Genomic DNA, 20343 nt, shown 5'->3' with positions numbered 1-20343 from the left:
GGCGTGAATATCAAAGCGTGTTTGCATGAGGCGCTGGGGCACCCCATGCAACACGTAATTGGGACATAGCCTTTTTTATGATGCGATGCTCAACGCACGTCCGCGTCTTGGCGCTTTTGCCCCCTTCTCCCCTCGCGGGAGAAGGGTTGGGGATGAGGGGCAGAAGATTCAACCCTCACCCTGCCCTCTCCCGGAGAGAGGGTGCAAACGCACCCGCAAGATATGTGATCTACCACCAGCCCAACAGATTGCGGCCTACCAGCGCGCCCCAAACCAGCGCATTGAGGGCCAGCGCGATAAACACCGCAGCAGAACCGAGATCCTTGGCGCGGCCGGAGAGCTCGTGATGCTCGGAGCCAACCCTGTCAACCACGGCTTCGATGGCGGAGTTGAGGATCTCGACGATCACCACCAGCCAGCTGATGACGATAAGCAGCAGGATCTGGTTGAGAGAATCCCCCAGCCAGAAGGCCAGTGGCATCAGCAACAGGATCAGCATCAGCTCCTGCCGAAACGCCGCCTCATTAATCCAGGCTGACTTGAGCCCCTTGATGCTGTAACCGGTTGCGTTGATGATGCGGGTGACCCCGGTTGCCCCTGGCTTTGCCACGCTATCTACCTCATTTGGAATCGATTTTGGCCTCACATCCTATCAGAGCCCCCCAAGGTTTCAATCAGGGGACTTTTGCTTTATTTTATCTCTTTGCTTTTTCGCCCCTTGCGGCTGACACCACCCACTCGAGACTTGAGTTGTATGTCCATTCACACAGATGAATTGCGCACCCGTCGCCTGGAGTCACTGATCACTCCGAGCGAGCTCGCACACGCGTTTCCGATCACCGATACCATTGCCCAGAATCTGCTGGATGCCCGTCGCGAAGTGGAAGCCATTCTGGCCGGAGACGATCAGCGCCTGCTGGTCATCGTCGGCCCCTGCTCTATCCATGATCCCGCTGCTGCTCGCGAGTATGCCCTGCGTCTCAATGCCCTGCGCGAGCAGTACAAAGAGAGCCTCTGCATCGTGATGCGCACCTACTTCGAGAAGCCGCGCACCATCGTCGGCTGGAAGGGGCTGATCAACGATCCACGCCTCGATGGCAGTTTCGACGTCAACGAAGGGCTGAAACTGGCGCGCAAGCTGCTGGTCGATATCAATGAGCTCGGCATGCCCACCGCCACCGAGTTTCTCGATATGGTGACCGGCCAGTATATTGCCGACCTCATCACCTGGGGCGCCATCGGCGCGCGCACCACCGAATCCCAGGTACACCGCGAGATGGCTTCGGCCCTCTCCTGCCCGGTCGGCTTCAAGAACGGCACCGACGGCAATACCCGTATCGCCATCGATGCGGTGCGCGCCGCCCGCCACAGCCACATCTTCTATTCGCCGGACAAGGACGGCAAGATGACCATCTACCGCACCGCCGGTAACCCCTTTGGTCATGTGATCCTGCGTGGTGGCCACCGACCGAACTACGACACCGCCAGTGTCGATGAAGCGTGTGAAGCGTTGGCCGATGTGGGCCTGCCGGAGCGTCTGGTGGTCGATTTCAGCCACGGCAACAGCATGAAGGATCACCATCGTCAGCTGCTGGTGGCGCAAGATATCTGCGATCAGCTGCGCCGCGGCCGCACCGGCATCGCCGGTATCATGGCCGAGAGCTTCCTGGTGGAAGGGCGTCAGGATGTGGAGAACGGCTGCGCCGCCACCTTTGGCCAGAGCATCACCGATGCCTGCCTGTCGTGGAACGACACCGAAACCCTGCTGGCCATGCTGGCAGAGGCGGCGCAGGTGCGGTTGAACAAAGCAAACCTGCGGTAACGGCTGCGTCATCACCCTTCGGCCAGAGCAAACAAGTTTGAACTGCGAATAAAACCAAAGGGGCCGGTATTGTTGATACCGGCCCCTTCTTCTTGCTGTCGGCCGATTACTCTTCGCTAATCGACCCTACACGCGCACTCTTTCCTCTACAACCCGCTTACAAACTGGGCATAAACCAGACCCGGCCAGCGGCTTCGATGCGGTCGGTGCGGATCTGGAATACCTGCTCCAGTAGCGCCTCATCCACCAACTCGACGCCCCCTTCACGTACCACTGTCCCCCCTTGCAGACAGAGGATGCGGTCGGCCCAGTCGATGGCCAGATTGATATCGTGGATGGCAAGCACCACCAGCAGTCCCTGCACGGCCAACTTTTTCAGCAAGCGCAGCAGCGCCAGCTGGTGATGAAGATCGAGCCCGGCCAGCGGCTCATCCAGCAGCAGCACCTTGCCGGTCGGGTTGAGACTAGGCCACACCTGCAACAGGGTGCGAGCGATCAGCACTCGCTGCTGCTCGCCCCCCGACAAGCGACTGAAATCCCGGGCCAACAAAGCCTCCAGCTCCAGCGCCTCACACAGTGCCCCGATCGCCTCGTTCTGTCTGGCGGGCGCAACCGCCTCATTGAGCCCCAAGCTCAGCACCTGAAACACCGGAATATGAAACAGCTGGGGCTGGCGCTGGGGCAGCATGGCACGCCGTTTGGCAAGCTCCGGCCAACTCAGGTCAGTGAGCACTTCCCCCCCCAGCAGCACGGCGCCTTCGGCGGGTAAAATCCCCGCCAACGCGCCTAGCAGGGTTGATTTGCCACTGCCATTGGGGCCGAGTAGCGCCACCAGCTGGCCGCCATGCCAGCGCAGATCGAGGGGGGAGAGTCGCCCGGCAATGGCGAGTGCGCGCGCCTCCAGCAGCGGGGCAGCCGCAAGAGCAGCAACAGAGATGGGATCAGCGGGCGACATCGGCATCTTGCCTCAACAACGGGTAAATAAGAAGACTGCGCGCACCGACCAAATCATGCAGATATTCATGCCGCATCATCGGCAGTTTGCCTCAATAGCAAGTAGATAAAGAGCGGCGCCCCCACCGAGGCGGTGATGACCCCGATGGGCAACTCACCGGCACTGAGTGCCGAGCGGGCTAACAGATCGGCGGCCAACAGCAGGGCTCCGCCACCGAGCGCCGAGGCGGGCAGCAGGAAGCGCTGATCGCTCCCACCACAGAGCCGCAGCAGATGGGGCACCACCAGCCCGACAAAACCGATCACGCCGCACAGGGACACCGCCACACCGGTGAGCAGACAGACCGCCAGCACCAGCCGCACCCGCATCTTGTCCACATCCATCCCCATCAGGCGGGCCTGGGTTTCCCCCAGCAGCAACTGTTGCAGCGCCTTGCCCTGCCAGCAGAGCCAGCCCAGAGTGAGCGGCAGCACCAGCCACCACCAGCCGAACTGCTGGCTGCCGTAAGAGAGGCTGCCCATCATCCAGAACATGAATTCACGCAAGGAGCCGTCGTCGGCAAAGTACATCAGCCAGGTCATGGCGGCATTGGTGAGAATGCCGATCGCCACGCCGAACAGCAGCAAGCGCGCATGGCCGAGACGTGCGCGGCGAGCCAGCCGAATGAGCAGCATGGTCACCAGCAGGGCGCCAGCGAAGGCCGCCAACGACAGCCCCCAGCCGGGCAGATAGACGCCGAGGGATTTGGCCACCGCCATCGCCACCATGGCGGCCAGTCCTGCTCCGCTCGAGACGCCAAGTAGCCCGGGCTCTGCCACCGGATTGTGCAGCATCACCTGCAGCACGGCGCCGCCACAGGCCAGCGCCGCGCCAGCCAAGAGGGCCAGCAGGGCGCGCGGCAGCCGCAGCTCCAGCAGGATGCGCTGTTCGAGATCGCCAAGGGGCTGCCAGGGCAGCAGCACAAACTCGCCCCAGATGAGGGAGAAGAGAAACAGCAACAGGGTCAGCAGCGTCAGGCCACACAGCCAGCGCCGCTGCCAGCGCTGCTGCCGGGCGATAAGGGAGAGGTACAAGGATGATCCCCGACAATAACTAGGCTTTATCCCAGGCCCTGTCGCAGAGCCGGGGAGAAGCAGGAAAAGGGCATGATAACAGCGGCTTGCCACCCAAGGTCAAGGCTGGTAACGCTTGGCCATCACGCTTATCTCGCCGCTGGCCACCAGATTTTGCAGCGCCACCAACAAGGGCTGGCGCAGTGACTGGTGAGGTGAGTGCTTGCTCATCCCCAGATAGAGGGTCACCGGACTGGCGGGGCGGTAATCCGCCTTGCTCACCCGGTTGGCATTTCCCTGACTCAGGGCATAGTCCACCTGGCAGTCGGTGCCGATCATCAGTGGCAGGTGACCGCGCTGCACCATGCGCAGCAACTGCTCCTCGGTGGGCACCCCGTGCTTGTCGAGGCGACTGTCAGAGTTGAAGGGCTCAAAGTAGGCGGAGTTGAGCACATAGCCCACCTTCACCCCCTGCAGATCGTTGTATTGGTGGATCCGGGCTACATTGACCGGCTGACCGTAAAATGCGGGCCAACACTGGTAGTAGGCAGGCTGCAGATAGTCGATGAACTGCGCCCGATCGGCGGTATAGGCGAGCCCAATCATCAGATCGACCCGACCGGTCTGCATCTGCTTCAGCGCCCGTCCCCAGGGCATCCGTTTCACCTTGAAGCGAATGCCACTGCGGCTCTCCAGCTGTTGCAGAATATCCATGTCCAGTCCGTAAAACCGGCCATCCGGTTGCAGGATACGAAACGGCGGCCACAGATCGGTGGCCACCGTCAGCGTCGGGGTCGCTCGCACCGGCATGGCAAATAACAGTAACAACGCTATCCAACTTAACTTGCCCATCCCGTCGCATACCTCGCACGGCCCGATCTTGTTGGTTAAAAATACCCTTCCGCACCACGTATGAAAACCCGTGGTTCAGGGATAAAATGCGCCGGATTTTAAAGGAGAACCCTATGAACCCGATTTTCGCCAGTATCGGCCTGCTGCTGTGCAGCAACGTCTTCATGACTTTCGCCTGGTACGCTCATCTCAAGAGCATGAACCACAAACCCTGGATCATTGCCGCGCTGGTGAGCTGGGGCATCGCCCTGTTCGAATACCTGTTGCAGGTGCCCGCCAACCGCATCGGCCATACGGTGATGAGTGTGGGGCAACTGAAAATTCTGCAAGAAGTGATCACCCTCACCGTATTCGTCCCCTTCTCTATCTTCTATCTCAAAGAAGATCTGAAATGGGACTACCTCTGGGCGGGGCTCTGCATTATGGGTGCAGTCTTTTTTGTCTTTCGCGAGAAACTGACCGGCGCCTGACGCTGTACACTCAATATCATCCCGCTCATGGCATCTCATTGATCGAAGAGGCAAAAAAATGGAATTGCGAGACATGTTACAGATCCTGGCCAAGCAGGATGGCTCAGACCTCTATCTGTCGACCGGCGCCCCCCCCTGCGCCAAGTTCAACGGCGGCCTGCGCCCCCTGAATGAAACGCCGCTGGAGCCGGGAGAGGTGGCACGGATCGCCGCCGAGATCATGGATGGCGAGCAGAAACTGCAGTTTGACAAGGAGCTGGAGATGAACCTCGCCATCTCCCTGCCCCAGATCGGCCGCTTTCGGGTCAACATCTTCAAGCAGCGCAACGAAGTCTCTCTGGTAGCGCGCAACATCAAGACTGAAATTCCCCGCTTTGAAGACCTGAAACTTCCGCCCGTGCTGCTCGACACCATCATGGAGAAACGGGGTCTGGTGCTTTTTGTCGGCGGGACCGGCTCGGGCAAATCCACCTCGCTGGCGGCCCTTATCGACCATCGCAACCGCAACAGCGGCGGCCACATCATCACCATCGAAGATCCGGTGGAGTTCGTCCACCGCCACCGCAAGAGCATCATCAACCAACGGGAGGTGGGGGTCGATACCCGCAGCTTCCACGCTGCGCTGAAAAACACCCTGCGTCAGGCACCGGATGTGATCCTGATCGGCGAAATCCGCGACCGCGAGACCATGGAGCATGCGCTGGCCTTCTCCGAAACAGGGCACCTTGCCATCTCCACCCTGCACGCCAACAACGCCAACCAGGCGCTGGACCGCATCATCAACTTCTTCCCCGAGGAGCGCCGCCCGCAGCTGCTCAACGATCTGGGCAACAACCTCAAGGCCTTTGTCTCCCAGCGGCTGGTGAAAACCACCGATGGCGGCCGCCGGGCCGCGGTGGAGATCATGCTGGGTACCCACACCATCCGCGACATGATCAAGCGCGGCGAATTTGGCGGCCTGAAAGAGGTGATGGAAAAATCCAAGGCGCTCGGCATGGTCACCTTCGACAGCGCCCTGTTCGATCTGGTGGTGGAAGGGGTGATCGAGGAGGAAGAGGCGGTGAAGAACGCCGACTCGGCCAACAACCTGCGCCTCAAGATCAAGCTGTGGAAGGAGAAGGGCCAAATTGCCAGCAGCAGCGATGCCACCGGTTGGAGCCTCGAACCCACCAAGGACGAGAAGGACGATATGTTCTAATCTGCCACCAGCGAGAACCCCGGGCCTGCCCGGGGTTCTCTTTATCCGCGGCAACCCATCCGGTTTATCCGCTCACCCCGCACAGATCACTGCCCTTCAGCACCAGCGGCGAACGCGCTGGCAATAATCCACATACTCGTTGCCGAAGCGGGCGCGCAGCAGCCGCTCCTCCGGAATGATCTGGAAACGGGTCAACCAGGCCACCAACACGATTGGCCCAACCCAGACCCAGATTCCACCGAGATAACAGCCCCAGGCGGCCAGCCAGCAGAGCAGCCCCAGATACATGGGATTGCGGCTGAAGCGATAGACGCCACAGGTCACCAGACGGCTGGTGTGCTGAGGCCTGGTGGGGCTGACCGTGGTCTGATGGTGGCGAAACCGTTGCAGGGCGCCAAAGCCCATGATGGCCCCTACCACGATCAGCGCAGCCATCAGCACCATTGCCCAGATACCGGGCTGGCTCTCCCCTCTTAGCCACCACATGGCTCCCGCACAGAGCAGGAAGATCAGCGGTGGTGGCAAACGTAACTCAAGATTGACCATTTTCTTCCCCTGACAAGTGTCAGCCGACCCCGTGTTGCGGTAGACTCCCAACCAGTCAGCGCCTGTTGAGAGTGACAAAGATCATAATAATAACAACAAGTTGTCGTTATACCACAGCCAATGTTGACGCTCTCATCCAAACTATCCAACGCGAACAACAAAAAGGAATCACCATGCACAAGAAAACGCTATTGGCCACCCTGATCTTCGGCCTGCTCGCGGGCCAAGCCGTTGCGGCTCCCTATCTGCCCCTTGCGACGGATCATCGCAACGGTCAGGAGCAAACCGCCAGCAACGCCTGGTTGGAAGTGGATCTGGGCGCCTTCGAACACAATATCCAGACCCTCAAGGATCGCCTCGGTGACAAGGGTCCGCAGATCTGCGCCATCATGAAGGCCGACGCCTATGGTCATGGCATCGACCTGCTGGTCCCCTCCGTGGTCAAGGCCAATATCCCCTGTATCGGCATCGCCAGCAACGAAGAGGCCCGCGTCGCCCGCGAGAAGGGCTTTACCGGCCGTCTGATGCGGGTGCGTGCCGCCACGCCGGATGAGGTCGAGCAGGCGCTGCCCTACAAGATGGAAGAGCTCATCGGCAGTCTGGTGAGTGCCCAGGGGATCGCTGACATCGCCCAGCGCCACCACACCAATATTCCGGTACACATAGGTCTCAACTCTGCTGGCATGAGCCGCAACGGCATCGACCTGCGTCTAGCCGATGCCAAGCAGGATGCGCTGGCCATGCTCAAGCTCAAAGGGATCACCCCGGTCGGCATCATGACCCACTTCCCGGTGGAGGAGAAAGAGGACGTCAAGATGGGGCTGGCCCAGTTCAAACTGGACTCCCAGTGGCTGCTGGAAGCGGGCAAGCTGGATCGCAGCAAGATCACCATCCACGCCGCCAACTCCTTCGCTACCCTGGAAGTGCCGGATGCCTACTTCGACATGGTGCGCCCGGGTGGCCTGCTCTACGGCGACTCCATCCCCTCCTACACCGAATACAAGCGGGTGATGGCATTCAAGACCCAGGTCGCCTCGGTCAACCACTACCCGGCCGGCAACACCGTCGGCTATGACCGCACCTTCACCCTCAAGCGCGACTCCTGGCTCGCCAACCTGCCGCTGGGCTACTCCGATGGCTACCGCCGTGCGCTGAGCAACAAGGCCTATGTGCTGATCCAGGGTCAGAAGGTACCGGTGGTCGGCAAGACCTCCATGAACACCATCATGGTGGACGTCACTGATCTCAAAGGGGTGAAACCCGGTGATGAGGTGGTGCTGTTTGGCCGTCAGGGTGAGGCCGAAGTGAAACAGGCTGATCTGGAAGAGTACAACGGCGCCCTGTTGGCGGACATGTACACCATCTGGGGCTACACCAACCCCAAAAAGATCAAACGCTGATACGCGATATGAAAAAAGGGCTCCCGCTGGAGCCCTTGTTGTTATTGCTTCATTGTCTGCCGCACTCAAGCGGTCTTTTTACGGGTCACAAACAGGCTCAGCCCCATGGATGCCAGCAGGATCAGCGCAACTACACCCAGTGCAATGTCACTCAGGGGGATCTTGAACAGACCCCACCGAGATGATTGAGGCTGCTTCACGCCGCCTTTTTACGGGTCACAAACAGACTCAGCCCCATGGATGCCAGCAGGATCAGCGCAACTACGCCCAGTGCGATGTCACTCAGGGGGATCTTGAACAGATCCCACCGAGATGATTGAGGCTGCTTCACGCCGCCTTTTTACGGGTCACAAACAGACTCAGCCCCATGGATGCCAGCAGGATCAGCGCAACTACGCCCAGTGCGATGTCACTCAGGGGGATCTTGAACAGATCCCACCGAGATGATTGAGGCTGCTTCACGCCGCCTTTTTACGGGTCACAAACAGACTCAGCCCCATGGATGCCAGCAGGATCAGCGCAACTACGCCCAGTGCGATGTCACTCAGGGGGATCTTGAACAGATCCCACCGAGATGATTGAGGCTGCTTCACGCCGCCTTTTTACGGGTCACAAACAGACTCAGCCCCATGGATGCCAGCAGGATCAACGCAACTACGCCCAGTGCAATGCCGGTCGGGATTTTGAAGATATCCAGCAGCAGCATCTTGACCCCGATAAACATCAGGATCAGCGCCAGACCGTACTTCAGCAGGGCGAAGCGATCAGCCACACCGGCCAGCAGGAAGTACATCGCGCGCAGACCCATGATGGCGAAGATGTTGGAGGTCAGCACGATGAAGGGATCCGTGGTCACCGCGAAGATGGCCGGGATACTGTCCACCGCGAAGATAAGATCGCTCACCTCCACCAGCACCAAAATGAGCAGCAGCGGGGTGGCATAACGCACACCGTCACGCCAGACGAAGAAGTTCTCCCCTTCCAGGGTCTCGGTCACCTTGAAACGACGGCGCATCCAGCCCAGCAGCGGGTTGTTGGCCAAGTCTGGCTCCTTGTCGGCCGCCCACAGCATCTTGGCACCGGTCAACAGCAAGAAGGCGCCGAACAGATAGAGGATCCAGTGGAACTGCTCGATGAGCCAGCTGCCCGCGAACACCATGCCGGCACGCATCACGATGGCACCCAGTACCCCGTACAGCAGCACCCGACGCTGCAGCTCGGCCGGAATGGCAAAGTAGCCAAACAGCATCAGCCAGACGAAGACGTTGTCCACCGCCAGCGCTTTCTCGATGAGGTAGCCGGTGAGGAACTCCAGTCCTTTCTGGTTGGCGATTTCACGGCCTGCGCTGTGATCCAGCCAGAGCCAGATCGCGAGGTTGAAGAGCAGGGCCACACTGATCCAGATGAGGGACCAGACACCCGCCTCTTTGAGAGACACCTTGTGTGACTTGCCGCCACCGACAAAGCGTATGTCTATCCATAACAGGACCAGCACTATGCTGAAGAAACCGGTCCACATCCACCATTCACCCATTTTCACTTCTCCCAAAAACGACAAAACCCACGACCGAGAGGCGTGGGTTTGCGTTTGGAGCAGATACACCTTGCCTCTCGGCAAGGTCTCACTTACAGCTGATTTTCATCAACTGCCCGGCTGCCGGGTGCACTGCAGGATATGGATGCACCGTAATGACGACAAACCGGCGAGAAGTTACTCCCCTTGTGCGGCGGATATTAACAGCGGAAAAAGATAACGCCAAGAGGCATCTTCATCTGTTGCCAAAATTAATCGGGGCTCCATCAAGGAGCCCCGTAAACAGGTTCGACACATCCCCATCAGAGCGGATCGACCTTGAGGCAAGATACCGCGTGATCGAAGTTCCCCTCCAGCACGGGCCGGGTCTTGGCGCACTCGGGGCCAGCCACCGGGCAGCGAGTACGGAACACGCAACCGGACGGCGGATTCATCGGTGAGGGCAAGTCCCCCTCCAGGATCTGGATCACCTTGTTGCGCTCCAGCTCCGGATCCGGGATCGGCACCGCTGACATCAGCGCCTTGGTGTAGGGGTGCAACGGATTGGCGAAGATCTCCTTGCGGGTTCCCAGCTCGACGGCGTTGCCCAGATACATCACCAGCACCCGATCGGAGATGTGTTTGACCACCGACAGATCGTGGGCGATGAAGATGAGCGACAACCCCATCTCCTTTTGCAGCGACTTGAGCAGGTTGACCACCTGCGCCTGAATGGATACATCGAGCGCCGAGACCGGCTCGTCACATATGATCATCTTGGGCTCGAGGATCAGCGCCCGGGCAATCCCGATCCGCTGGCACTGGCCGCCGGAGAACTCGTGCGGGTAGCGGTTGACCAGGTTGGGCAGCAGCCCGACCTTGCTCATCATGGCGCGCACCTTCTCCTTCACCTCTTCCCGTGGCAGCTTCGGGTAGAAGGTGATGAGCGGCTCGGCGATGATGTCGCCGATGGTCATGCGCGGGTTCAACGAGGCCAGCGGGTCCTGAAAGATCATCTGGATCTCTTTGCGCTTCTCGCGCAGGGCATTCTGGTCGAGCTTGGTGAGGTCATCGCCGAGCCACACCACCTTGCCATCGGTGGCCGGTACCAGACCGATGATGGCGCGGGCAAAGGTCGACTTGCCGCAGCCGGACTCGCCTACGACCCCCAGGGTCTCCCCTTCGTAGAGACGCATGGTCACGCCATCGACTGCTTTCAGATCAGACGGTTTGGCCCAGGGCCACGCCTTGCCACTCTTGATACTGAAGTGGACCTTGAGGTCAGACACTTCCAACAGCAATTTTTTGTCGGCACCCATTTAGTTGGCCCCCTTGTTGATGGCATCCGAAACCCAGTGGCAAGCACGTTCCCGACCGTCGTTGAACGGGGTCAGGATCGGTGACTGCTGGCCGCAAATCTCGCTGACCCGGTGGCAACGCTCCTGGAAGGGGCAGCCGGTCGGCAGACGCAGCAGGTTGGGCGGATTGCCCGGGATGGTGGGCAGCACTTCCCCTTCGGTATCGAGACGAGGAATGGCGCGCAGCAGGCCTTCGGTGTAGGGGTGGCTCGGGCGATAGAAGATATCGTCTACCTTGCCGTACTCCATGGTACGACCGGCATACATCACCAGCACCTTGTTGCAGATACCGGCGACCACACCAAGGTCGTGGGTGATCATGATGATGGCGGTGTTGAACTCGCGCTTGAGCTCGTTCATCAGGGTCATGATCTGGGCCTGTACGGTCACGTCGAGCGCCGTGGTCGGCTCATCGGCGATCAGCAGTTGCGGCCGGCAGAGCAGTGCCATGGCGATCATCACCCGCTGACGCATGCCACCGGAGAACTCGTGGGGATACATCCCCATCCGCTTGCGCGCTTCGGGAATTTTCACCGCATCGAGCATCCGCACCGACTCTTCAAACGCTTCCGCCTTGCTTACCCCTTTGTGCAGCATCAGCACTTCCATCAGCTGATCCTTCACCTTCATGTAGGGGTTCAGCGAGGTCATGGGGTCCTGGAAGATCATGGCGATCTTCTCGGCGCGGATCTTGTTGAGCTTGGACTCCGGCAGGTTGAGGATCTCTTCGCCCTGAAATTTTGCCGAACCGGTAATGACACCGTTCTTGGCCAGCAGGCCCATGATGGCAAAGGCAGTCTGGGACTTGCCGGAGCCAGACTCACCCACGATCCCCAGGGTCTCGCCCGCGGCGAGGGAGAAGTTGAGGTCGTTGACCGCCACCACATTGCCGTCCGGGGTCTTGAACTCGACCCGCAGATCTTTCACATCCAGTAACTTCATATAAAAACTCCTTATCGATCTTTCGTGATGCTTTCCTGTCGATCCGATGCTCGATTAACGATCTTTCGGATCGAGGGCGTCACGCAGACCATCCCCGAGGAAGTTGAAGCAAAACAGGGTCACCACCATAAAGCAGGCGGGGAACAGCAGTTGCCAGATGGCCACTTCCATCGACTTGGAGCCTTCATCCAGCAGGGCGCCCCAGCTGGTCATCGGTTCCTGAACACCAAGGCCCAGGAAACTCAGGAAGGATTCAAACATGATCATCCCCGGCACCAGCAAGGTGGCGTAGACAGCCACGATACCGAGTACGTTCGGTACGATGTGACGGGTGATGATCTTCCACTTGGAGACGCCACAGACGTGGGCCGCCTCGATAAACTCCTTGCTCTTGAGGCTCAGGGTCTGACCGCGGACAATACGCGCCATGTCGAGCCAGCTCACCGCCCCGATGGCGATAAAGATGAGCGCCAAATTGCGGCCGAAAAAGGTGACCAGCATGATGACGAAGAACATAAAGGGGAAGGCGTTGAGGATCTCCAGTACCCGCATCATCAGGCTGTCGACCCGCCCGCCGATAAAGCCGGAGGCCGCGCCATACAGAGTACCGATGATGACCGCCACCATGGCGCCCATGATGCCGACCATCAGGGAGATGCGCCCGCCCAGCAGGGTGCGCACGAACAGATCGCGCCCCAGACTGTCGGTACCGAAGTAGTGGCCCGCTTCCATATCCGGCGGCGACTGCATGGCGCCCCAGTCCGGATCGTCAAAGGTGTATTGGGACAAATGGGGGCCAAAGATGACCGCCAGACCGATGATGGTCAGAATGATCAGGCTGGTCAGTGCCGCCTTGTTGCGCAGGAAACGGCGACGGGCATCCTTCCACAGGGAGCGCCCCTCCACCACCTCTACCTTTTGCGCGAACGCCTCGACGGCATCGCGTTTTTCAGTTGAAACAACCATGATGAACTCCCGAATTAGTAACGGATCTTGGGATCGATAAAGGCGTAGAGAATATCGACCACAGCGTTAAAGGTGATAGTGAGGGCGCCGACCAGAATGGTCAGACCGAGCACCATGGAGTAATCACGGTTAAGGGCACCGTTGACGAACAGCTGACCGATCCCCGGCAGGCCGAAGATGGTCTCGATCACCACGGAACCTGTGATGATGCCGACAAAGGCCGGGCCCAGATAGGAGACCACCGGCAGCATGGCCGGACGCAGCGCGTGTTTCAGGATGATGTGGCGTAGCGGCAAGCCCTTGGCACGGGCGGTACGGATGAAGTTGGAGTTCATGGTCTCGATCATGCTGCCCCGCATGATCCGCGAAATGGCGGAGATGTAGTACATCATCATGCCGAACACCGGCAGCACCATAAACTGCACACCACCACCCTGCCAGCCACCGGCAGGGAACCAGCCCAGATGAATACTGAAAAACAGCACCAGCAAGGGCGCCAGCACAAAGCCCGGTATCACCACCCCGGCCATGGCCGACGACATCAGCAGATAGTCGATGATGGTGTTCTGTTTCAGGGCCGCTATGGTGCCGAAGGTGACCCCCAGCAGCACGGCGAAGAAGAAGGCCGCGGTCCCGATCTTGGCAGACACAGGCAGCGCCTGACTCACCAGATCATTGACGGTGAAATCCTTGTATTTGAAAGAGGGGCCCAAATCACCCTGCACCAGGTTGCCCAGGTAGGTGAGATATTGCATGCCAATCGGCTTGTCGAGCCCGTATTTGGCCTCGATATTGGCGATGACTTCGGGGGGCAGTGAGCGCTCGCTGGTAAAGGGGTTACCCGGGGCGAAACGCATCATAAAGAAAGAGACGGTGATCAAGACCAGCAGAGTCGGGATCGCTTCCAATAGCCGTTTAAAAATGAATTTCAACATAGACATTACCTGTCCTGAACTGCTTCCAAATGGTCGCGGTTGTAATAAAGGCCCGCCGTCTGGCGGGCCCTGCTTGTTATGCGACTTGTTGCTTTAAATCAGTGAGCAATGATGTACATATCTTTGCTGTAGAGGTTATCCAGCGGGTTGGCCGGGTAGCCGCCTACATAGGGTTTGACCATACGGGCAGTCACGTACTGGTAGATGGGCGCAATCGGCATGTCCTTGGCCAGGATCTCTTCAGCCTGGACGTAGAGCTTGTTGCGGGCCGCCACATCGACCTGATCACGGGACGAATCCATCAGCTTGTCGAACTCTGGATTGGAGTACTTGCCGTCGTTGTTGCCGTGGGTGGTCTGCATCAGATCCAGCATGGACGAGGCTTCGTTGTAGTCGGCGATCCAGCCGGCACGACCTACGTCAAACTGGCCCTGTTTCTTGGTTTCCAGGTAAGTTTTCCACTCCTGGTTGACCAGGCTGACCTGCACGCCCAGCTTCTTCCACATGGAGGCAACGGCCACAGCCACTTTCTTGTGGTTGTCGTCGGTGTTGTAGAGCAGCTCGAACTTCAGCGGCTTGCTGGCATCGAAACCGGCCTCTTCCAGCAGCGCCTTGGCCTTAGCATCACGCTCGGCCTGGGTCATCTTCGACCACTCGGGGGCGACCGGCTTGAAGCCATCGACGAAGTCCGGCACCAGGGTGTAACCCGGCGTCTGACCCTGACCCATCACCTTGTCGGCGATCACGTTACGATCGATGGCATAGGAGAGCGCGGTACGGACACGCACATCGTCAAACGGCTTCTTCTTGACGTTGTACTGGTAGTAGTAAGTGCCGACATAACCGGTCACTTTCAGCTCGTCCGGCTTCTCTTTCTTCATCTGCTTGAAGCGCTCGATGGGCATCTGATAGGTGATGTCCACTTCGCCCGCCAGATAGCGGCTCAGATCGGCGTTGGTAGACTGGATCGGCAGATAGACCACCTTGTTGATGACGGTCTTGCCATCGTTCCAGTAGTGCTTGTTGCGTTCCACTTCGACGCGCTCGTTCACCACCCAGCTCTTCAGGGCATAGGCACCGTTGGATACCATATTCTCCGGCTGGGTCCATTTGTCACCGAACTTCTCGATCACCTTCTTCGGCACCGGGTAGGTGGTGGTGTGGGAGAGCATGCTGACGAAGTAAGGGATCGCTTTCTCAAGCTGCACTTCGAAGGTGTAGTCGTCGGTCGCCTTCACGCCCAGAGTATCCGCAGGCTTCTTGCCGGCGATGATCTCGGATGCGTTGGCAATGGTCGGGATCTCCAGATACCAGGAGTAAGGAGAGGCGGTTTTCGGATCGACGGCGCGTTTGAAGGCAAATTCGAAGTCGTGCGCGGTGACCGGGTCACCGTTGGACCACTTGGCATCTTTGCGCAGGTGGAAGACGTAGTGCTTGTTATCCTTGGTTTCCCAGGATTCGGCCACCGCCGGGAGAATTTCCCCTTTCGGGCCGGAAGCAACGAGACCCTCGAACAGGTCGCGCAGGATATTGGATTCGACCGTTCCTTCGGTCTTGTGCGGGTCAAGGGTCGCAGGCTCCGAGCCGTTGCCTTTTACCAGTTGCTGGACTTCAGCCAGCTTGGTTCCCGCCGGGACATCGGCAGCCTGAGCCACATTGACGCCACCAAACAGTGCAGCCATCAGCAATGTGTTAATCATTGTTTTTTTATGAGTCATTTCCCTACTCCAACAAGAACATTCCATGCGTTTTTTAAAGTGACGGGGTTAAAACCCGCTCCCAGCATAATTCCCTGCCAATTCCGATAATGCAACAGATATTGTCAGGGTAATCGGCATTTTCTGGTCAAAAAACCAGCACCAGCGCGCTTTCTCAGTATTAAAACACCAGCGCTACGCTCATTTTTTACACAAACGACCGATTCTAGAAAAGCGCGGGCAAAAAGCAACCAATAAAAAGCCGGTCACGAGGACCGGCTTTCATAAAACAGACCTGGCTCACATCAAGCTGGGGAAAACCCCCTTGATGCCGGCCACCATGATCTCGATGCCAAGGGACATCATGATAAGACCCATGATACGGGTCACCACGTTGATGCCGGTGTTGCCCATGATCTTGAACAGCAGCGGCGCGGCACGGAAGATGAGCCAGGAGCAGAAGGAGAAAACAACGACAACGACTGACATGCCGAGCAGTTGCTGCCAGTGACTCTGGCTGGCATAGACGATGACCGAGGAGATGGCACCGGGGCCCGCCATCAGCGGCAGCGCCAGCGGCACCACGGCGATAGACTCGCGCACCGCCAGTTCACCCTTCTCCTGCTTGTTGTGTTTCACTTCACCGAGCTTGCCCTGCAGCATCGACCAGGCGATCAGGGTGATGAGCGAACCGCCGGCAATGCGGAACGACGCCAGCGAGATGCCAAACCCATCGAGGATCAGCTGCCCCATATACATGGAGACCAGCAGGATCACCATCACCGCGATATTGGCGGTGGTATTGGTTTTCATCCGCTCGGCCTGGGTATGGTGGCTGGTCAGGCTGACAAACACCGGCAACAGACCCAGCGGGTTGATAATTGCGAACAAACCGACAAAAAACTTCAGATACAGCGAGACGTCAATTGCTGCCATAGGCGCCTTCCAATAGAGTTTCGGGCCCACTGGGCCAGTCCATTAATTTCGTGCGTAAATTTACATCATAGCCAGAGCGGGCACCAATCAAATAATCTCACCATTTTTGGGGGTTTTTAGTTAGTTCATCTAATGCATCCGCGCTAACTGGCATAAACAAATGCCAAAAGCCCCTGCCACCGCCCGACCCGCGTCACAAGCGTGAACGCAAGTCTGTGTAATCAGGCTCGGCAGCGCTGACGGTGACTGACCGAATGGAAAAGCGACCCGAGAGACTCCACCTGCGACGTTCTCCATCTTTCCGGCCCGGCACCACTGACATGACTCGGCCGGAGAGCCGCAATGCCAAAATGGGTAAAGCGGGCAGAAATGGCCCCCTCGGGCAATAAAGCAGATTAGTCATGGATTAAAACAACAATCATTTTCGCAACAAATGCTGGAATAAAGCGCGTTTGTCGGTGGTTTTGAAACCGATTCACTCATATTTGCTAACCAATACCGCAAAAACAGCTCTTCACCCTGATCTCAAAGTGCAATTAACCATTTGATAAATGTGGTTTATTACCCTGTATTAACAAGTCACTCGCCTTCCCCTTGTCAGCACACTCCTGTAACATCAGTCAAACAAGGATTGTGAAATAAAATTTCTTTTGTTCTTTTGTTACACATGATCCAGATCAAGTTTTTCTGAGTCAGCCCCGCTCTATAATCGACTCAGAAAGCGATTTAGTAAGGCATGTGAAAAAGCTGTTGCAACGATACCGTCTTGACAGGGCGACTATAATTGCCGGGCATTGCCAACGTCTTACTAAACAGTTTTCAAATAATCAGGAGATAAACATGGCAGTAACCAATATGGCTGAACTGGATGCACTGGTCGCCCGCGTTAAAGAAGCCCAGCGTGAATTCGCCAGCTTCTCACAAGAGCAGGTAGACAAGATCTTCCGTGCCGCCGCCCTGGCCGCCAGCAATGCCCGTATCCCCTTGGCCCAAATGGCCGTGGAAGAGTCCGGTATGGGTATCATCGAAGACAAGGTTATCAAGAACCACTTCGCCTCCGAATACATCTACAACAAGTACAAAGAAGAGAAGACCTGCGGCATCCTCAGTGAAGATGACGAGATGGGTACCATCACCATCGCCGAGCCGGTAGGTATCATCTGCGGTATCGTACCGACCACCAACCCGACTTCCACTGCGATCTTCAAATCCCTGATCTCCCTGAAGACCCGCAACGCCATCATCTTCTCCCCGCACCCCCGTGCCAAGAACTCCACCAATACCGCTGCCAAGCTGGTACTGGATGCAGCCATTGCCGCCGGTGCACCGAAAGACATCATCGGCTGGATCGATCAACCGACTGTTGAACTGTCCAACGCCCTGATGAAGCACAACGACATCAACCTGATCCTGGCCACCGGTGGCCCGGGCATGGTGAAAGCTGCTTACTCCTCCGGTAAGCCGGCTATCGGTGTAGGTGCCGGTAACGTACCTGTTGTTATCGACGAAACTGCCGATGTGAAGCGTGCTGTCGCCTCCATCCTGATGTCCAAAACCTTCGACAACGGCGTAGTCTGTGCCTCCGAGCAAGCCGTTATCGTGGTTGACTCCATCTATGACCAGGTGAAAGAGCGTTTCGCGACTCACAACGGTTATGTGCTGACCAAAGAAGAAGCTGACAAGGTCCGTAAGGTCATCCTGATCAACGGTGCCATGAACGCCAACATCGTGGGCCAGCCTGCTACCAAGATCGCCGAAATGTCCGGCGTGACCGTACCTGCTACCACCAAGATCCTCATCGGTGAAGGTCTGGAAGTGTGTGAAGAGGAAGAGTTCGCTCACGAGAAGCTCTCCCCGACTCTGGGTATGTTCCGTGCCAAGAACTTCGAAGAAGCCGTCGAAATGGCCTGCAAAATGGTCAACCTGGGTGGTATCGGCCACACTTCCGGTCTGTATACCGACCAGGATCGCAACGCCGACCGCATCAAGTACTTCGGCGACAAGATGAAAACCGCCCGTATCCTGATCAACACCCCGACCACTCAGGGTGGTATCGGTGACCTGTACAACTTTGCCATTGCTCCGTCCTTGACGCTGGGTTGCGGTTCCTGGGGTGGTAACTCCATCTCCGAAAACGTGGGTCCCAAGCACCTGATCAACAAGAAGACAGTCGCAAAACGGGCAGAAAATATGCTGTGGCACAAACTTCCGAAATCCATCTACTTCCGTCGTGGTTCCCTGCCGATCGCTCTGGGCGACCTGGAAGGTAAAAAACGCGCGCTGGTCGTGACCGACCGCTTCCTGTTCAACAACGGCTACGCCGACGAAGTGGTTCGTCTGCTCAAGGGCCTGAAGATGGAAGTGGAAGTGTTCTACGAAGTAGAAGCTGACCCGACTCTGTCTGTGGTACGCAAAGGTGCCGAGATGGCGAACTCCTTCAAGCCTGACGTTATCGTTGCGCTGGGTGGTGGTTCACCGATGGATGCGGCCAAGATCATGTGGGTCATGTACGAGCACCCGGAGACTGCGTTCGAAGATCTGGCCATGCGCTTCATGGACATCCGCAAGCGTATCTACAAGTTCCCGAAAATGGGCGTGAAGGCCGAACTGGTCTGTATCACCACCACTTCCGGTACCGGTTCTGAAGTGACTCCGTTTGCGGTCGTGACCGACGACGCCACTGGCATGAAGTACCCGCTGGCTGACTACGAGCTGACCCCGAACATGGCCATCGTTGATGCCAACCTGGTTATGGGCATGCCGAAATCCCTGTGTGCCTTCGGTGGTATCGATGCCGTGACTCACGCCATGGAAGCCTACGTCTCCGTACTGGCTAACGAGTACTCCGACGGTCAGGCGCTGCAAGCGCTGAAACTGCTGAAAGAGTACCTGCCGTCCAGCTACCTGAACGGTGCCAACGACCCGGTTGCTCGCGAGAAAGTACACAACGCCGCTACCATCGCCGGTATCGCGTTTGCCAACGCCTTCCTGGGTGTGTGCCACTCCATGGCTCACAAACTGGGTGCTGAATTCCACATTCCGCACGGTCTGGCCAACGCCCTGCTGATCAGCAACGTGATCCGCTACAACGCCAACGACAACCCGACCAAGCAGACTGCGTTCTCCCAGTACGACCGTCCGCAAGCTCGCCGTCGTTATGCCGAAGTGGCTGACCATCTGGGTCTGAGCGCTGCCGGTGACCGCACCGCTGCCAAGATCGAGAAGCTGCTGGTATGGCTGGATGACCTGAAAGCCACTCTGGGCATCCCGGCCTCCATCCGTGAAGCTGGCGTGTCTGAAGCTGACTTCCTGGCCAAGGTTGACCAGCTGGCCATCGAAGCCTTTGATGACCAGTGCACCGGCGCCAACCCGCGCTACCCGCTGATCAGCGAGCTGAAAGCCATCCTGATGGACACCTACTACGGCCGTCCGTTCACCGAAGGCGTTGCTGCTCCTGCTGCCGCCCCGGTTGAAGCCAAGGTTGAAGGCAAGAAGAAATCCAAGGCCTGATAACCAGCCCTGAGATTACAAGCCCGCGCATTGCGCGGGCTTTTTTTATCTGCCACTTATCACCGCCCTCCTCTCCCCTACCGATTGCGGTACTCTCCCCATCAACCAACCAACCAACCAACCAACCAACCAACCAACCAACCAACCAACCAACCAACCAACCAACCAACCAACCAACCAACCAACCAACC

Annotated in this window: 22 protein-coding genes; 6 read left to right on the top strand and 16 right to left on the bottom strand. The window is 58.0% G+C overall.

Features of this window, described 5'->3' with window-relative positions; all coding sequences use genetic code 11:
* Positions 1-229: 229 nt before the first annotated feature.
* A complete protein-coding gene (locus BSP75_RS02245) occupies positions 230-610 on the bottom strand; it encodes a diacylglycerol kinase (RefSeq protein ID WP_075112066.1) in 381 nt (126 codons plus the stop codon).
* A gap of 144 nt (positions 611-754) precedes the next feature.
* Here BSP75_RS02245 and BSP75_RS02240 point away from each other — a divergent pair, with 144 nt between their 5' ends.
* Positions 755-1822: a 3-deoxy-7-phosphoheptulonate synthase gene (locus BSP75_RS02240; RefSeq protein WP_075112065.1), complete on the top strand. Its 1068-nt coding sequence runs from the start codon at positions 755-757 to the stop codon at positions 1820-1822.
* Between the two features lie 157 nt (positions 1823-1979).
* Here BSP75_RS02240 and BSP75_RS02235 read toward each other — a convergent pair whose 3' ends face one another.
* The 3 genes from BSP75_RS02235 to BSP75_RS02225 form a co-directional block, all read right to left on the bottom strand.
* Complete coding sequence (locus tag BSP75_RS02235; protein WP_075112064.1) at positions 1980-2777, bottom strand: ATP-binding cassette domain-containing protein; 798 nt, start codon at positions 2775-2777, stop codon at positions 1980-1982.
* 65 nt (positions 2778-2842) lie between these two features.
* Positions 2843-3850 (bottom strand): vitamin B12 ABC transporter permease BtuC, encoded by a 1008-nt coding sequence (gene btuC / locus BSP75_RS02230; protein WP_075112063.1) that lies wholly within the window; start codon positions 3848-3850, stop codon positions 2843-2845.
* Positions 3851-3949: 99 nt separating this feature from the next.
* The gene (locus BSP75_RS02225) at positions 3950-4681 is read right to left on the bottom strand and encodes a transporter substrate-binding domain-containing protein (protein ID WP_075112062.1); all 732 of its coding nucleotides are present in this window, start codon (positions 4679-4681) and stop codon (positions 3950-3952) included.
* 113 nt (positions 4682-4794) lie between these two features.
* On the opposite strand from BSP75_RS02225, the gene BSP75_RS02220 reads away from it, so the two are divergent.
* Together BSP75_RS02220 and tapW are read left to right on the top strand one after the other, a co-directional pair.
* The gene (locus BSP75_RS02220) at positions 4795-5151 is read left to right on the top strand and encodes a DMT family protein (protein ID WP_075112061.1); all 357 of its coding nucleotides are present in this window, start codon (positions 4795-4797) and stop codon (positions 5149-5151) included.
* 58 nt (positions 5152-5209) lie between these two features.
* Complete coding sequence (gene tapW / locus BSP75_RS02215) at positions 5210-6349, top strand: type IVa pilus ATPase TapW (RefSeq protein ID WP_042057762.1); 1140 nt, start codon at positions 5210-5212, stop codon at positions 6347-6349.
* 96 nt (positions 6350-6445) lie between these two features.
* Here tapW and BSP75_RS02210 read toward each other — a convergent pair whose 3' ends face one another.
* On the bottom strand, positions 6446-6895 hold the full coding sequence (locus BSP75_RS02210) for an isoprenylcysteine carboxylmethyltransferase family protein (RefSeq protein WP_075112060.1): 450 nt from the start codon (positions 6893-6895) through the stop codon (positions 6446-6448).
* Positions 6896-7068: 173 nt separating this feature from the next.
* Between BSP75_RS02210 and alr the strand changes: the two genes are divergently transcribed.
* A complete protein-coding gene (gene alr, locus BSP75_RS02205; protein ID WP_075112059.1) occupies positions 7069-8295 on the top strand; it encodes an alanine racemase in 1227 nt (408 codons plus the stop codon).
* A gap of 65 nt (positions 8296-8360) precedes the next feature.
* Here the strand turns inward: alr and BSP75_RS22070 are convergent, their stop codons facing one another.
* From BSP75_RS22070 to BSP75_RS02170, 11 genes are all read right to left on the bottom strand, one after another.
* Positions 8361-8495 (bottom strand): hypothetical protein, encoded by a 135-nt coding sequence (locus BSP75_RS22070; protein ID WP_290439297.1) that lies wholly within the window; start codon positions 8493-8495, stop codon positions 8361-8363.
* Positions 8492-8626, bottom strand: coding sequence for a hypothetical protein (locus BSP75_RS22065; protein ID WP_290439296.1), 135 nt, complete (start codon positions 8624-8626; stop codon positions 8492-8494). Before BSP75_RS22065 ends, BSP75_RS22070 begins: the two co-directional genes overlap by 4 nt.
* Entirely contained in the window at positions 8623-8757 is a 135-nt protein-coding gene (locus BSP75_RS22060; protein ID WP_290439296.1) for a hypothetical protein, read from the bottom strand. The genes BSP75_RS22065 and BSP75_RS22060 overlap by 4 nt, the downstream gene beginning before the upstream one ends.
* On the bottom strand, positions 8754-8888 hold the full coding sequence (locus tag BSP75_RS22055; RefSeq protein ID WP_290439296.1) for a hypothetical protein: 135 nt from the start codon (positions 8886-8888) through the stop codon (positions 8754-8756). The genes BSP75_RS22060 and BSP75_RS22055 overlap by 4 nt, the downstream gene beginning before the upstream one ends.
* On the bottom strand, positions 8885-9829 hold the full coding sequence (locus BSP75_RS02200; RefSeq protein ID WP_033137996.1) for a TerC family protein: 945 nt from the start codon (positions 9827-9829) through the stop codon (positions 8885-8887). Before BSP75_RS02200 ends, BSP75_RS22055 begins: the two co-directional genes overlap by 4 nt.
* A 302-nt stretch (positions 9830-10131) precedes the next feature.
* Positions 10132-11127, bottom strand: coding sequence for a murein tripeptide/oligopeptide ABC transporter ATP binding protein OppF (gene oppF, locus BSP75_RS02195; protein ID WP_042057772.1), 996 nt, complete (start codon positions 11125-11127; stop codon positions 10132-10134).
* Positions 11128-12108: an ABC transporter ATP-binding protein gene (locus tag BSP75_RS02190; RefSeq protein ID WP_075112058.1), complete on the bottom strand. Its 981-nt coding sequence runs from the start codon at positions 12106-12108 to the stop codon at positions 11128-11130.
* 54 nt (positions 12109-12162) lie between these two features.
* Entirely contained in the window at positions 12163-13074 is a 912-nt protein-coding gene (gene oppC / locus BSP75_RS02185; protein ID WP_005337670.1) for an oligopeptide ABC transporter permease OppC, read from the bottom strand.
* Positions 13075-13088: 14 nt separating this feature from the next.
* Positions 13089-14009, bottom strand: coding sequence for an oligopeptide ABC transporter permease OppB (gene oppB / locus BSP75_RS02180; RefSeq protein ID WP_042057779.1), 921 nt, complete (start codon positions 14007-14009; stop codon positions 13089-13091).
* Between the two features lie 98 nt (positions 14010-14107).
* Positions 14108-15727: an ABC transporter substrate-binding protein gene (locus BSP75_RS02175; RefSeq protein WP_075112057.1), complete on the bottom strand. Its 1620-nt coding sequence runs from the start codon at positions 15725-15727 to the stop codon at positions 14108-14110.
* Between the two features lie 279 nt (positions 15728-16006).
* On the bottom strand, positions 16007-16642 hold the full coding sequence (locus BSP75_RS02170; RefSeq protein WP_005337678.1) for a YchE family NAAT transporter: 636 nt from the start codon (positions 16640-16642) through the stop codon (positions 16007-16009).
* Positions 16643-17482: 840 nt separating this feature from the next.
* Here BSP75_RS02170 and adhE point away from each other — a divergent pair.
* On the top strand, positions 17483-20152 hold the full coding sequence (adhE, locus tag BSP75_RS02165) for a bifunctional acetaldehyde-CoA/alcohol dehydrogenase (protein ID WP_075112056.1): 2670 nt from the start codon (positions 17483-17485) through the stop codon (positions 20150-20152).
* Between the two features lie 30 nt (positions 20153-20182).
* Positions 20183-20343 (top strand): PT domain-containing protein (locus BSP75_RS22120; RefSeq protein WP_362858449.1); only part of this gene is annotated, 161 nt, incomplete at its 3' end.

This window comes from Aeromonas sp. YN13HZO-058 (assembly GCF_001921245.1).
GTDB lineage: Bacteria > Pseudomonadota > Gammaproteobacteria > Enterobacterales > Aeromonadaceae > Aeromonas > Aeromonas allosaccharophila.
This window is presented reverse-complemented; position numbering and strand designations above follow the sequence as displayed.